This window comes from Inquilinus sp., from assembly GCF_039594555.1.
Lineage (GTDB): Bacteria > Pseudomonadota > Alphaproteobacteria > DSM-16000 > Inquilinaceae > Inquilinus.
Genome location: NZ_JBCNNF010000007.1, coordinates 30376 through 44908, shown reverse-complemented (window position 1 = coordinate 44908; position 14533 = coordinate 30376). Strand labels below are relative to the sequence as shown.

The following is a 14533-nucleotide window of genomic DNA, read 5'->3' as shown; positions in this document are numbered from 1 at the left end:
GGCGACAACCTCTATGGCGGGGCGGGCGCCGACCAGCTCGACGGCGGCGCCGGCTTCGATCTCGCCCGCTACGACAACGCCGCCGCCGGCGTGATCGCCGACCTGCAGGCCGGGGGCAACAAGGGGGATGCCCAGGGCGATGCCTACACCAGCATCGAAGGCCTCGTCGGCACCGCCTTCGACGACATGCTGACTGGTGATGGCGGGGCGAACCTCCTGTCCGGCGGTGGCGGCGACAACCGACTCGATGGCGGCGCCGGCAACGACGTGCTCCTCGGCGGCGCCGGCACGGATACCATGACCGGCGGCGCCGGCGCCGATCATCTGGACGGGGGTGCCGGCCCCGTCGACAACGCCATCTACTCCTCCTCCCCGGCCGGGGTGACAGTCGACCTGTCGCTCGGCATCGGCCATGGCGGCGACGCAGAAGGCGACACGCTCTCCGGCATCGAAGTCGTGAACGGCTCGTTCTCCTTCGATGACACGCTGATCGGGGACGGCGCCGCGAACTGGCTCTTTGGTCTGGGCGGCAACGACAGGCTCGACGGCGGCGCCGGCGCCGACCTCCTCGTCGGTGACAGCACCCTTCCCGGCGATGCCGGCGTCGACACGGCGGGCTACTCGACCTCGACGGCCGGGGTCACGGTCGATCTCATTTCCGGCCTCGGCCATGGCGGCGATGCCGAGGGCGACCGGCTGAGCGGGATCGAGAACGTGATCGGGTCGGCGCTGGCCGACCGGCTGATCGCCGGGGCCGGGGCAAACGCCCTGACCGGAGGCGCCGGCGACGATGCCCTGCATGGCGGGGCTGGGGCCGACGTGCTGGATGGCGGCGACGGCGTCGACCAGGCGGATTACCGCGGCTCCGCCGCGGCCGTCACCGTCGACCTGCTGGCCCACACCGCCGCGAGCGGCGACGCCCAGGGCGATACCCTGACCGGCATCGAGAACCTGTTCGGGTCCAGCCTGGACGATCACCTGACCGGCGATGACGGCCGCACTATCCTCGGCGGCGGGAACGGCGCGGACACGCTCATCGGCAATGGCGGCGATGATTCCCTGGCCGGCGAGGCCGGCGACGACAGCCTCGACGGCGGCGACGGCAATGACCGCCTCATCGGCGGCGACGGGGTGGACACCATCCATGGCGGCATCGGCAACGACTCGGTGGATGCCGGCAGCGGGAACGACCAGGTCTTCGGCGAGGCCGGGAACGACACGCTTTCCGGCGGCGCCGGCGACGACCGGCTGGAGGGGGGCGCCGGCAATGACGTGCTCGATGGCGGCGCCGGCGCCGACACGCTGGCCGGCGGCGCCGGCATCGACACCATCCTCTACGCCGCCTCGGCCACCGGGGTGACGGTCAGCCTCGCCACCGGCACGGCCGAAGGCGACAGCTTCTCGGGCATCGAACAGGTGATGGGTTCGGCCTTCGCCGACACGCTGACCGGCGACGACAGAGCCAACACGCTGTGGGGGCTGGATGGCGACGATATCCTTACCGGCGGCGGCGGGGGAGACCTGCTCAAGGGCGGCGCCGGCAGTGACCGCTTCGTCTACACCGCACTATCCGACAGCGCGGCCTCGGGAGCCGGCAAGGACGGCATCGCGGATTTCTCGACCGGCGACAGGATCGACCTGTCGGCGATCGACGCCGACGGCAACGCGGCCAACGGCGACACCGCCTTCACCTTCGGCACCGGCGACTTCACCCGTCATGCCGGCGAGCTGCGGGTGGTGACGGTGGGCGCGGTCCAGGTGGTCTATGCCGACGCCAATGGCGACAAGGCGCCGGACTTCGCCATCAATGTCATCTCGGATCATCCGCTGACGGCGGCGGATTTCGTGCTGTGACGACGTGTTCAGACGCCCCTGACTAAACGAAAGAATTTTGTAAATACTGGAATGGGGCCAGAGATGATGCGCGGTCGAGCAGGCACCCTGGACAACTGCCGGCAGGACGTCACATCGCGTCGACCGGTATCACGCGACTGGCGAGGTGGTTCTTCAGCACCGGAGCGATGGTGATGGTGGCGACGCCGGGAATAGCTTTCATGCGCTCGCGCAGCGCGCTCAGCCCGGCAAGATCGCGCGCCCGCACGGTCAGGACCACATCCATCGGCCCGGAGACGTGATCGCAGCTTTCCACTTCCGGCATGCCCGCCAGTCTCAGGCGCCGCAGGACTTCGATGCCAACGAGTTCCGGCAGGCCGAGGTCGAGGATGACCAGCGCATATTCGTGCGACTGCAGGGCCGCATCGCCTCGTCACCGCGGTGAACACAGTCCACCTCATACTTGCTCTGGCGCAACAGGCGGCTCACCCACTCGGAGAGGTCACGACTATCTTCCGCCAATAGGATGCGTATCGGATTATCGTCTCGTATGTTCCACTATGTGCTCAAGCTCTCCGCGCTCGCCTCTGCCCTGCAAGCGGCCAGGGTGACAGTTGACACCCATTTGGTCCGCGCACCGAGCCACATCTTCCGTCGTCGGGATCGGCTTCGCGCCGTTCGCACCTTAGCGGTCGACACCCGCGAGGTGTGGAGCTGGCTCGCAATACTCGATCAGCAATTCGGTGAGGATCCGGATCTTCGATGGCCGCAATCCGCGCCCGCTAGCCCTGGCGGGCTGGACGCGGATCAAACCCCGCGCCGATAAGCGCAAGTTCCTGCGATTCCTCTGCCCGAGCCAGGGTCCCATCGCTAGTGACCGCTCCCCGGTTTCAGCTTCGCCACGAGACGACTGATCGAGCCCGGCATCCGGTTGCGGATCTCGGCGTCGTTCATGCGCCGGATCGCGCTGCGCACCAGGCGGGCACCGAGATAACGGAGCGGCTCCGGCGGCAGCCTGTGGCGCCGCGCGAGGCCGACCAGTCCGCTGTCGCTCCAGCGATCCCTGCGTTCGAGCACCAAACTGGCCAGGATGCGGCCGCCGATTGGCGTCTGGGCGATGCCGGTGCCGTTGAACCCCATCCCGAAGACGATGTTGGGGTGGCCGCGCAGATGGTCGAACACCGGCACATGCTCCGGCACGCAGTCGATCGGGCCGGCCCAGTCGTATTCGACGGGCACGCCGCGCAGCGCCGGATAGACCCGGTGCAGCTCCCGCAGATTGTCGCGCCCGTGCTGCGGGCTGCGGTTGAAGCCGACGCCGAAATCTCCCCGGAAGGCGACCTCGCCGCTGCCCCGGCCGAAGATCACCCGGCCTTTCGGGGTGCGCTGGTAGTAGAGGACATTCCGCTGCGAATCGCAGATTGACGCCCCGTCGCGCCAGCCGATGCGGTCCAGCAGCGCGGGTGTTTCGGCGGTGGCGATAACCTGGCTACCGACGACATACAGGTGGCGGCGCAGCTCGGGCAGCGCCGACAGCCAGGCATTCGCCGCCAGCACCACCTTCTCGGCCTGCACGGCGCCACGCGAGGTGCGCACCGTGCATGTCCTCCCCGGTGCGATGTCGATGACCGGGCTGCGCTCGTGGATGGTCACGCCGCGCGCGATCGCCAGGTCGCGCAGCCCGACCGCCAGTTTGGCCGGATGCACCGTCCCGGCATGGGGCTCGACCACGCCGGCATAGGAGGCCGACGACCCGGTGCGGCGCTCGATCTCCTCCGCCGTCAGTGGCCTGAACCGGTCGGCGCCGGCGGCGTCGGTCAGCGCCACCGCGCGTTCCCAGGCGCCTTCCTGCGCGATCGAGCTCGCGGTCCACAGCCAGCCGTCCAGCCGCAGATCCATGTCGATCGTGCCCTGGTGCTGCAGCCGCTCCAGCTCCGCGATCGCGTCGACCGTGTCGGCGCAAAGCTGCCGCGCCTCCTCGACGCCGACGACGGCGCTGATCTGGTCCAGCTCGGCGAACCAGGAATGGACCTGGCCGCCATTGCGGCCGGACGCGCCCGACCCGCACAGATCGGCTTCGAGGACGGTCACCCGCGTCTCGGGGGCGAGCTCGCGGATCCGTAGCGCCGTCCACAGGCCGGTATAGCCGCCGCCGACGATCACGACGTCGGCGTGTTCCATACCGTGCAGCGGCGCAGTGGCCGCGTCGGCATCGATATCCTGCAGCCAGAACGACCGGTCGGCTGGCGCGGCGACGGCCGGCTGCCGCAGGCGGATCGTCGCCATGGTCAGCGCCCCTCCGCCGGGGTGACGAACTCGGCATATTTGGCCGGCAGCCAGTCCGGGATCGGCCTCGGCTGCTGCGGGAACCCGCCGACATGCAGGCAAGTCTCTCCCGCCGCGGCCGCCGCTATCCGCAGCGCCTCGGCCGCATCGAGGCCGCCGAAGCGGAACGACGCCAGGAACGAGGCGATGAAGCTGTCCCCGGCGCCGCATGTGTCGACCACATCGACCGGTATCGCCGGGGCGTGTCGGATGGTGGCGCCGTCGTCGAAGAAGGCGCCGCGGCGGCCGCAGGTCAGCACCACCTGCCGCGCGCCAGCGGCACGGAGGGCGTTCGTCAGCGGCGCCACCGGCTCCTCGCCGTCAGGCCCCGACGCGAACAGCAGGGGGACTCCTTCGAGCGGAATGGCCAGGTGCTTCGTCGAGACGTCGACGCTGAACGGGACACGGCGCGCCACCAGGCGCCGGACCAGATCCGGATTGGCGTTGGTCCCGAGATGGACCCAGTCCGCGGCTGCGATGGCCCGGTAATGCTCGTCCGCCGGCATGTAGTTGTCGCCGACGCCGAGGGATTCGAGCAGGAACTGCCGGTCACCGGCCTCGTCCCGCAGCAGCGTCACGGCGGTGTCGCCGGGGCGGCGCTCGACATCGCCTCGCGACAGCCCGGCCGTCTCGATCTCCTCGAGGAGGATCTCGCCCTCGGCGTCGTTGCCGACAACGCCGAAATACCGGGCCGGCCAGCCGCCGCGCCGCCATTGCGCCGCGACGTTCAGCGCATTGCCGCCGGCGGTCACAACACCTCGCGTGAGATAGGCGTCGAGGCAGTTGTCGCCGACCGCGACCAGCTTTGGTGAAGACATTCCGGTCACGCTCTCGTCTCGCTGCGGCTCAGATAGGGCTCGATCGCGGCGAGGCAGCGCGACCAGGCCTGGATCGGGTCGAGGGCATAGGTCCCGGTGCCGAACGGCTCGAAGGTGAGCTTGCCGGCATATCCCGAAGCGGCGAGATCCTCGATATAGCGGCCGAGCGGCAGGGAGCCGTCGCCCCACACCAGATGCCCGCCCGGCGTGCCGTCGACCAGCTGAACATGGGCCAGCCGGGGGCCGAACAGGTCGACATAGCCGGCCACCGTGTCCCCGGCCGTCGCCATGGCGACGGTGTCCAGAACGACATCCATGGTGTCCGCGCCCAGCTCCTCCAGCATGCGGCGCAGGTCGGCGGCGTTGGTCAGGATGTTCGTCTCGAAGCGCTGCAGCGGCTCGAGCAGACAGCGGACGCCGTTGCTGTGCGCGTGTTCGGCGATCCGGCCGAGCGAATCGACGGCACGGGCCCAGGCCTGCTGTCGCGGTTCGGTCTCGTAACCCCGCCCCGAGGTCAGGAACAGATAGCGCGCCCCCAGCTCCGCGCAGATGTCGGCGGCACGGCAGAAGCGCTGAACGCTGTCCTCCCGCAGCGCGCCGTCGCCCGAGGCGATGTTGATCGGATAGACCACCTGCTCCGGCGTGAAGCACCAGACGGACAGGCTGTTATCGGCCAGGATGCGGCGAACCGAGGCGACCCGGGCATCGGTGGCGTGGAAGAGATCGAGATGCGGCGCGGCGCCCCACAGCTCGATCTCCCGCAACCCGAAGCCGCGGATCGCCTCCGCTGCCTTGTCGAACGGGTAATGCTGAAAACAGAAATTGGCTCCGATCAGCTGACTGCGGGCGAGCTGCGGCATGAACGCTCCTTCGAGGATGTCTACTTGCCGATGCCTTCGGCCAGGCCACGCACGAAGTAGCGCTGGGCAGCGAAGAAGACGATCACGATCGGCAGGGCCGAGATCGTCATCGCGGCGAAGACTTCGGCGTAATTGGTCCCGTGCTTCGCCATGATTGAGGTCAGGCCGACGGGCAGGGTCTGCACATCGGCCCCGCTCGTGAAGATCATCGCGAACAGGTACTCGTTCCAGGCGAACAGGACGTGCAGGATGACGCAGGACACGATGATCGGCCGGCACAGGGGCAGGGTGATGCGCCAGAACCTCTGCCCCTCGCTCGCGCCATCCATCTTCGCCGCCTCGTCCAGGTCGCCGGGCAGGTCGAGCATGTAGGCGCGGATGAGGAAGGTGGTGAACGGGATCCGGAACGCGGTGTAGAGGATGATCAGCGCCCATTCGGTGTTGTAGAGGCCGAGCGCCTGCATCATCCGGACCAGCGGGATGACGGCAACGGTGGGGCTGAGCATCAGCCCGCCCAGGACGAAGCCGACGACCAGGGGCTTCGCCGGCATCCGGGTGCGGGTCAGTCCGAAGGCCGTCCAGGCGCTGACCAGCACGGTGCAGGCGGCGGAGGCGACGGTGACCAGGACGCTGGTGGTGACGTAGTCGCGCACGCCCTGGTTCCAGGCCCGGGCATAGTTCTCCCAGGACCAGCCGTCCGGCAGGGCGAACGGGTCGCCGAAGATCTGGGCGTTGTTCTTGAAGCCGTTCAGCGCCATCCACAGCAGCGGATAGATCACGACCACGCCGAGGCAGATCAGGAAGGCGACCAGGAAGGTCCTGCCGATGACGGCCCAGACATTCGTATCCCGCCGGCGCGGGAGGGTTGCCGCCATCGTCACAGCTGGACCCTCCGGCGCCGCGTGTACCAGAGCTGCGTGGCGCCGGTCACCAGCGTCGCCAGGAAGATGACGGCGGCGATGGCGGCGCCGTAGCCGAAATTGTTCTCGATGAAGCCCTGCTGGTACAGCCAGGTGCCGAGGACCTGGCTGCTGTTGTTGGGCCCGCCGGCGGTCATCACCATCACCTCGTTGAAGACCTGGAAGGCCCCGGTGACGGTCACGATCACCATCAGGCCGGTCATCTCCCGGGTTAGCGGAAAGGTGACGTTCCACAAGCGCCGCAGCGGCCCTGCGCCGTCGATGATGGCGGCGTCGTACAGCTCCCGCGGGATCTTCTGGATCGCGATGGCGAACAGCAGCGTCGAATAGCCGAAGCCCTGCCACTGGCTCATGGCGATGATCGCGTAGATCGCGGTGCCTTCGTCGCCCAGCCACGGCCGGGCCAGCTGGTCGAGGCCGAGACGGGTCAGCGCCGCATCCAGCAGCCCGATGTCGGGCTGGTAGATGAAGTAGAACAGCAGTCCGGTCACCGTGATCGAGATCGCCGAGGGCACGAAGTAGATCGCCCGCCAGAACCGGCGCCAGCGTTCGTCCCTCAGGCCCTCGATGATCGCCGCCAGCAGGAAGGCGCCGAACACCTGGAAGAGGACCGAGATCGCCGCGTAGAGCAGGTTGTTCCAGAGCGAGGTCCAGACGACCGGGTCATGCAGCAAGCGGCTGTAATTCGCCAGGCCGACATGGGTGACCTCGCCGGTGAAGATGTCCTCTTCGGTCGTGCTGACGACGAAGTTGTCGACGATCGGATAGTAGACGAACCAGCCGATGAAGATCACGGCCGCCGCCGCCCAGCGGAACGACAGGAGGTCGCGCAGGCGGGCGCGCAGCCCGTGCCGCGGCGTCCGCCGCCCCGCGGCACCGCCGATGGCGGCGCCGCTTCCGATCCGGTCGCGGCCTGCGGCCGTCATCGGCATCATTGGCCTGCCGAGGCGGCCTGACGCACCGCATCCATGACCTGGTCCGGGGTCATCGTGCCCCCGGCGAGGGCCTGCAGGCTGGACAGCCAGGCCGCCGCGACGCGCGGGGTGTTGGCGGTGTCGAGCCACGGCATCAGATAGGACGCCGCGTTGATCTGCTTCATGCCTTCGACCACGGTCGGGCTCATGGTCCCTTCCGACGCCCCGCCGATCGTGGCGCTGGGCTGGCCGTAGGGCGGCGCGGAAAGAACCCGGCCGTTCTCCGCCGACGTCGCGAACTTCATGAAGTCGATCGCCAGCGGGACGTTCTTCGACGCCGTGCTGATCATGTAGCCCTCGGGCGCGCCCTCGATCGCCTTCGGGTCACCCTTGGCGCCTTCCGGGACGGGCAGCGGGAAGAAGCCGAAATCCGACACCTTCAAGGCGGAATCGGGCGCCGCGCTCTGATCGAACTCGATGATCTCCTGGTAGTACATGGCCGATTTGGCGTTGCTGAACGCCTGCAAGGCCGAGGCGTAGGAGGTGCCGTTCATCGCTGCGCCGTCGGTGCAGCGCTGCGCCAGCTGCTGGAACTGCTTCAGTGCCTCGACATAGCCCGGGTCGCTGTATTTCGCCGTTCTCGGGTCGAAATCCTGCTCCAGCGTCGCCTCGGGCACGTTGTAGGCGAGCAGCTGGCCGACATAATGGACCACCGGCCAGGCTTCCTTGTTGCCCAGCGAGATCGGCGTCATCCCGGATTTGCGGATCGCGTCGCAGCTCGTCAGCAACTGCTCGAAGCTGGAGGGCACGCCCAGGCCGAGCTTGGCGAAGACCTGCTTGTTGTAGCCCATGAACTTGGCATCGAGGTAGAGCGGGATGCCGTAGGACTTGCCGTTGTACTGGAAGGCCTTGACGGCCGCGGGGGCGAAGGTCTTGCCCCAGTCGCTGTCCGGGCCGATGACCTTCGACAGGTCGACGGCGCGGTGGCCGCGCACGAAGTTGGCGCCCCAGCTGCCGGTCCAGGAGAAGTAGATGTCGGGAAGCGAATTCGACGCGACCAGCGTCTTGGTCTTGCCCTTGACGCTGTCGTCGCTCTCCTGGATCAGCTCCACCTTCACGCCCGGATGAAGCTTCTCGTATTCGTGGGCGAGGTTGACGAAGTAGGGCGACAGCTGCTGCAGCCCGAACTTGGTCAGGATCGACAGCGTGCCGCTGTATTCGACCGTCGCGGCCGGATCGGCCACGACCTCCTCTCCGGCGGCCAAACCCTGTCCGGCGGAAAGGGCCAATGCCGAGACGGCGGTCAGCGCGCCGGCAACAAGATGCAGCGAATATTTCATTGTGAGCCTCCCTGTTTGACTGGTCAGTATTCGACGCGCTTGTAGTAGCGGCGGGTCGTCAGCGGGTGGTCACGCAGCACCTCGAGATGCGCGCTCAGGCGCTCCAGCAGGGTGGCCAGCAGAACCGGGGAGATCAGGCTGCGCACCCGGGGGGAGATGCCGGGAAGATCGACAGAAGCGGCGTCGAGGACCCGGACCCGATCCGTGTAGCGCCGGGCGAAGGCCTCGACCCGGTCCGACAGCGGGCGGTAGGCATCTTCGCCCTTGAACACGAAGACGCTGACCCCGGGCTCGACCAGCTCCAGCGTGCCGTGGAAGAAATCCGCCGCATGCACCGGCCGGGTGCGGATCCACTGCATCTCTTCCAGGATGCACATGCCGTAGTAATGCGCTTCCGGCCATACCGAACCGGCGCCGGTGAAGATGTGGTAGGCCTCGTCCCTGATCGTCGCAGCGAGCCCGGCAGCCGACTCCTCGAACGTCGCCTTGGCATCGACCAGCAGCCGGGGCAGGCGCTGCAGTTCCGCGACGTTGCCGTCGAAATCATCGTATTCGCCGCGCTCGGCCAGCAGCGCCAGGACGATCAGCAGCGTCTGCAGATAGAAGGATTCCGAGGAGGTGTCGTCCTCGGCGAAATTGGTGAAGGTGTGGTCCGCCTCCTGCGCCAGCGGCGTGTCCGCGTGGCCGGTCAGGGACAGTGTGCGGACGCCGCGCTGCTTCAGGAAGGACAGCAGCTGCACGCTTTCCCTGGTGGTGCCGGACAGCGACGGGATGACCACCAGCGCCTTGCGGTCCAGCCCGGCCGGCGGATCAAGCACGACCTGGGCAGGGAAACCGGTGGCGACGGGAAAGACGGTATGGCGCTGCGCCAGTTCGATGGCGGGCAGGGTCAACAGCTGCACGCCGCCGGTGCCCATGAAATAGAGCCGCTCAACCCCGTCGGAAAGCAGCCGGCGGAGCAGCGCCCGCGCCTCGCCGGCGATGGCGACCGCGCCGCTCTGAATCCTGACGAAGCGGTCCTTGTCGAAGTTGAGCATGTGATCCTTCTCGTCTCTCTGTGCGAAGCGTCCGGTCCGAAGCTTCCGGGCCGGAACGCCGTCCGATATGGCTATGAGATCGATCTCACATCGGGACAGATGTTGTGAGATCGATCTCACATGGCCGAGTTAGTCATGGATCCCGAACGCTGACAAGTCCCTTTTGTGCGGGTCCGGCTTCAGGCTGCGACGGCTCAGCGCTTCCGTGGAGGAGCCACCGAACCGCGGATGATGAGGCGCGTCGGGAAGCGGTTGTGCCGCGGCGCGGTTGTCTTGCCGGCGAGCCGCTCGAGCAGCAGCTTGGCCGCGAGCGGCCCGATCTCGGCGATGGGCTGGGCGACGACCGTGATCTGCGGGTCGGTGAAGGTGGCCAGGTTGAAGTCGTCGAAGCCGACCAGCGATACGTCGTGCGGGATCGACAGGCCCATGGAGCGCAGGGCCAGCAGCGCGCCCTGCGTCATCAGGCTGTCCACGGTGAACAGCGCGGTCGGGCGGCTGCGGCGGCTGAACAGGCGGATGGTGGCCTCGATCGCATGCTCGATCGTCGAAGGCGACACGCCGACCAGAGATTCATCGAGGTCGATGCCATGCGACTGCAGGGCATTCCGGTATCCCGCGAGGCGTTCCTGCGCCGTGAAGATCCGGGAATCGTCGCGCAGCAGGCCGACACGGCGATGCCCGTTCGCGACCAGGTAGTCGACCGCTTCGCGGGCGCCACCCTCATTGTCGACGACGACGCTGTCGCACTGCACCTCCTGGACCACGCGGTCGATCAGGACGATCGGCGTGCCCTCGCGGGCGAGGTCGACGATGTGCTGGTTGTCGGTCGCCGAGGTGGGGGCGAGGAAGAAGCCGCGGAGGCTCAAGGCGTGCAGGCTCTTCAGCAGCTCCTTTTCCTGCTCCAGGGTCTCCTCGCTGCTGGCGATGAGAAGGTTATGCCGATGCTTGCGCAGCTCCGCCTCGAGGTCGTGGGCGACGCGCGCGAAGAAGGGATTCTGGATGTCGCCGGCCACGAAGCCGACGATCGGCAATTGCCCGCTGCGCAGCGCCTGCGCGACGCGGTTGGCCCTGTAGCCCAGCTTGTCGGCCGCCTCGACCACGCGCAGCGCTGTCTCGTCTCCGACATAGCCGTAGCTGTTCAGCGCCCGTGCTGCCGTCGCCCGCGACACGTTTGCCGCAGCGGCGACATCCTTCAGGGTTATCCCTTTGCGGGTCACGAGGTCTCGCTCTCCTGCGACGTGATACCAGATGCCACCGCCGCTTTGGCTTGGCATCGCTGTCCTCTGCATCGAAGTCAGCGCATTCCCAATTCGTCAAGGACGCGTCATGCCTGCCTTGACAGATAATGTGCTTTTACATCGACGACGGACTGCGGCTGGCACCGCGCCAGCGGGATCGCCTCTGGAACTCGACCTATGCCCACGGCAGCGTGAACATTCAAAGTCGTTCCCGGTCAGAGGTCGAGCGCCCGCTCACGGACGCTCCCACCGCTTACTGCAGCATCGTCTCCGGCAGGGGCGAGCCGTGGTACTTCTGGTAGATGTCGCTCAACTTCCTGTTCTTCAGGTTGGCCGACACCCATCCGTTCAGCTTCTCCATCAGCTTCGGCTCGCCCTTGCGCAGCCCGATGGCGAGGTCGAAGGTGCGGATGAGGAATTTCGGCTCGAAGGCGCGGTCGGGCGCCTTCGCCTTGATCTGGTTCACCAGCGTCGCCGAGGTGGCGACGATCTGGGCCTGGCCGGAGACGGCGGCGGTCACCATGGTCGCGTCGTCGTCATAGCGCACCACCTGGAAGCCCTTCTCCGCCGCCAGCTTGGTCAGCTCCGTATCCTGGGTGGTGCCGCGGGTGACGGTCACGGCCTTGCCCCGCAGATCGGCCCAGTCCTTGATCGGCGAATCCTTCGGGGCGCCGATCACCGATTGCAGCGCCGCATAGGGCTTGGAGAAGTCGATCACCTTCGCCCGCTCCGGCGTCACCGACAGGGTGGAGATGATGATGTCGGCCTTACCGGTCTGGACGTTGGGGATGCGGGTGGCGCCCGTGGTCTGCACGAACTCCAGCTCCAGCCCCCAATCCTTGGCCAGGAGCTGCGCGGTCTCGACGTCGGAGCCGGTCGGCTTCATCTGGTCGTCGATCATGCCCGAGGGCGGGATCGCCAGGTCGGTCGCGACGCGGATCTTCTTGGCGGCCATGATGTCGTCCAGCGCGTCGGCGTGCGCCATCGCGGTGCCGAGGGTCAGGGCGCCCAGGCCGAGGGTGCAGGCCAGGGCGATCGCCCGGCCCCAGCGGATTGACGGCTGCATCTGCGTCTCCTCCTTGTCTGTCTTCTGGTTGGTTGTCCGGGCTCACAGCTCGTTGGCGACGAACTGCTGCAGCTCCGGCGTTTCGGGTTCGGCCAGGATTCCGGCCGGCCCCTGCTCATGCACCCGGCCGCGATGCATGAAGACGATCCGGTCCGCCACCCGGCGGGCGAAGCCCATCTCGTGGGTGACCATGATCATCGTCATGCCGCGGGCGGCCAGGTCCTCCATCACCTTCAGCACCTCGCCCTTCAGCTCGGGGTCGAGGGCCGAGGTGACCTCGTCGAACAGCATCACCTTGGGCTGCATCGCCAGCGACCGGGCGATGGCGGCGCGCTGCTGCTGGCCGCCCGACAGCTGCTCGGGATAGGCATCCGCCTTCTCGCCGAGGCCGACCTGGTCCAGCACGCCGCGGGCCAGTGCCCGGGCCTCGGCCCGCGGCACCTTCTTCACCGAGACCGGGGCCAGGGTGATGTTCTGTTCGATCGTCAGGTGCGGGAACAGGTTGTAGCTCTGGAACACGATGCCGACGTCCAGCCGCAGCCGGCGCAGGTCGATCTCCGGGTCGCTGACCTTGTGGTCGCAGACCGTGATCTCGCCGCCGTCGATCGTCTCCAGCCGGTCGATGCAGCGCAGCGCCGTGCTCTTGCCCGACCCGCTGCGGCCGATCAGGGCCGTGACCTGGCCCTTCCCGACGGCGAAGGACACGCCGTCGAGCACGGTCAGCTCGCCGAAGCTCTTGCGCACGTCCTGCAGCGTCACCATCGCGGTCATCGCGTTCTCTCCCTGATATCTTCTTGAGGCCCGGTCAGGCGAGGGCCAGCTTCAGCCGCGGCGCACGGCCGGTCCGGCGCTCCAGCCGGCGGCTCAGCAGCGAGATCGGGTAGCACATGGCGAAGTAGAGAACGGCGATCACCATGTAGATCGCGAAGGGCTGGAAGATCGAGTTGTTGACGATCTGCCCGGCCCGGGCCAGCTCGACGAAGCCGACCACCGAGGCCAGCGACGTGTTCTTGATGATCTGTACCATGAAGCCGACGGTGGGCGGCGTGGCCAGGCGGATCGCCTGCGGCAGGATCACCTTGAACAGGCGCTGGGTCCGGCTCAGCGCCAGGCACTCCGCCGCCTCCCATTGCGGCTTCGGCACCGCCTCCAGGCAGCCGCGCCAGATCTCGCCGAGATAGGCGCTGACATAGATCGTCAGCGACGCGCCGGCGGCCAGCAGCGGCGGCACCTCGACGCCCAGCGCCGGTAAGCCGAAATAGGTCAGGAACAGCAGCACCAAGAGCGGGGTGCCCTGGATCAGCTGGACATAGCCGCCGATCGCGGCGCGCAGCAGGCGGCTCGGCGCGATGCGGCCGAGGGCGACGCCGAAGCCGACCAGTCCGCCGCCGATCAGCGCCATCAGCGACAGCACCAGGGTCCACAGCGCGCCCTGCAGCAGGAAGTCGAGATGGTTGAGGTTCAGGCTGGGTTGCATGGCGTCCTCGCGGGGTCAGAGCGGCGTGCCGAGCCGGCGGCGGCGCGGGAACAGCACCAGGCCCAGCCCCCAGAAGCCGGCCCGCATCAGCAGCGAGAGGGCGATGTAGAGCAGCGCGACGACGATGTAGGTCTCGAAGGCGCGGTAGGTGTCGGACTGGATGAAGTTGGCGACCGCCGTCAGCTCCTCCGCCGAGATCTGGGAGACCACGGAGGAGGCCAGCATCAGCAGCACGAACTGGCTGGTCAAAGCGGGGTAGACCCGCTCCATCGCCGGGCGCAGCACCACATGCCAGTAGACCTGTGTTCGCGACAGGCCCAGGCATTCCCCGGCCTCGAGCTGCCCCTTGTGGATGGAGTCGAAGCCGGCGCGCATAATCTCGGCGGTGTAGGCGCCGACATTGATGGTCAGCGCGATCACCGCGACGGTGACGGCCGGCAGCGACAGGCCCAGGCTGGACAGGCCGAAATAGACGACGAAGATCTGCACCAGGAAGGGCGTGTTCCGGATCGCCTCGACATAGACGCCGCACAGCCGCGACAGCCAGGCCGATCCACCGCGCCGGCCGATGGCGCACAGCGTGCCCAGCGCGAAGCCCAGCATGGTCGAGGCCAGGGCCAGGCGGATGGTCAGCCAAGCGCCGTCCAGGAACATCGGCCAGCGCTCGAGCACGACGGAGAAATCGAGGGACACGCCCATCGCCGG

At 67.8% G+C, this 14533-nt stretch carries 14 protein-coding genes; 1 reads left to right on the top strand and 13 read right to left on the bottom strand.

The genetic code is table 11. The features are described from left to right. A partial coding sequence (locus tag ABDW35_RS01655; protein ID WP_343712100.1) for a calcium-binding protein occupies positions 1 to 1854 on the top strand: 1854 nt, incomplete at its 5' end. A 109-nt stretch (positions 1855 to 1963) separates the two neighbouring features. Here ABDW35_RS01655 and ABDW35_RS01650 read toward each other — a convergent pair. From ABDW35_RS01650 to ABDW35_RS01590, 13 genes are all read right to left on the bottom strand, one after another. Beyond that, entirely contained in the window at positions 1964 to 2158 is a 195-nt protein-coding gene (locus ABDW35_RS01650) for an Lrp/AsnC ligand binding domain-containing protein (protein ID WP_343712099.1), read from the bottom strand. Between the two features lie 545 nt (positions 2159 to 2703). Further along, complete coding sequence (locus ABDW35_RS01645) at positions 2704 to 4119, bottom strand: FAD-dependent oxidoreductase (RefSeq protein WP_343712098.1); 1416 nt, start codon at positions 4117 to 4119, stop codon at positions 2704 to 2706. Between the two features lie 2 nt (positions 4120 to 4121). Next, positions 4122 to 4976 (bottom strand): PfkB family carbohydrate kinase, encoded by an 855-nt coding sequence (locus ABDW35_RS01640; protein WP_343712097.1) that lies wholly within the window; start codon positions 4974 to 4976, stop codon positions 4122 to 4124. Positions 4977 to 4981: 5 nt separating this feature from the next. Beyond that, positions 4982 to 5836, bottom strand: a complete 855-nt coding sequence (locus ABDW35_RS01635) for a sugar phosphate isomerase/epimerase family protein (protein WP_343712096.1) — start codon at positions 5834 to 5836, stop codon at positions 4982 to 4984. Positions 5837 to 5856: 20 nt separating this feature from the next. Further along, positions 5857 to 6711 carry a carbohydrate ABC transporter permease gene (locus ABDW35_RS01630; protein ID WP_343712095.1) on the bottom strand — a complete coding sequence of 285 codons (855 nt, stop codon included), beginning with the start codon at positions 6709 to 6711 and terminating at the stop codon, positions 5857 to 5859. A gap of 2 nt (positions 6712 to 6713) precedes the next feature. Continuing rightward, on the bottom strand, positions 6714 to 7682 hold the full coding sequence (locus ABDW35_RS01625; protein WP_343712094.1) for a sugar ABC transporter permease: 969 nt from the start codon (positions 7680 to 7682) through the stop codon (positions 6714 to 6716). A gap of 5 nt (positions 7683 to 7687) precedes the next feature. Beyond that, positions 7688 to 9010, bottom strand: coding sequence for an extracellular solute-binding protein (locus ABDW35_RS01620; RefSeq protein ID WP_343712093.1), 1323 nt, complete (start codon positions 9008 to 9010; stop codon positions 7688 to 7690). Positions 9011 to 9033: 23 nt separating this feature from the next. Then, complete coding sequence (locus tag ABDW35_RS01615; RefSeq protein WP_343712092.1) at positions 9034 to 10047, bottom strand: SIS domain-containing protein; 1014 nt, start codon at positions 10045 to 10047, stop codon at positions 9034 to 9036. A gap of 194 nt (positions 10048 to 10241) precedes the next feature. Continuing rightward, positions 10242 to 11264, bottom strand: a complete 1023-nt coding sequence (locus tag ABDW35_RS01610; protein WP_343712091.1) for a LacI family DNA-binding transcriptional regulator — start codon at positions 11262 to 11264, stop codon at positions 10242 to 10244. Positions 11265 to 11538: 274 nt separating this feature from the next. Further along, positions 11539 to 12351, bottom strand: coding sequence for a transporter substrate-binding domain-containing protein (locus ABDW35_RS01605; protein WP_343712090.1), 813 nt, complete (start codon positions 12349 to 12351; stop codon positions 11539 to 11541). A 42-nt stretch (positions 12352 to 12393) separates the two neighbouring features. Then, positions 12394 to 13122, bottom strand: coding sequence for an amino acid ABC transporter ATP-binding protein (locus ABDW35_RS01600; protein ID WP_343712089.1), 729 nt, complete (start codon positions 13120 to 13122; stop codon positions 12394 to 12396). Between the two features lie 34 nt (positions 13123 to 13156). Further along, positions 13157 to 13828, bottom strand: coding sequence for an amino acid ABC transporter permease (locus ABDW35_RS01595; RefSeq protein ID WP_343712088.1), 672 nt, complete (start codon positions 13826 to 13828; stop codon positions 13157 to 13159). Positions 13829 to 13843: 15 nt separating this feature from the next. Next, positions 13844 to 14527 carry an amino acid ABC transporter permease gene (locus tag ABDW35_RS01590; RefSeq protein ID WP_343712087.1) on the bottom strand — a complete coding sequence of 228 codons (684 nt, stop codon included), beginning with the start codon at positions 14525 to 14527 and terminating at the stop codon, positions 13844 to 13846. Between the last annotated feature and the right edge of the window lie 6 nt (positions 14528 to 14533).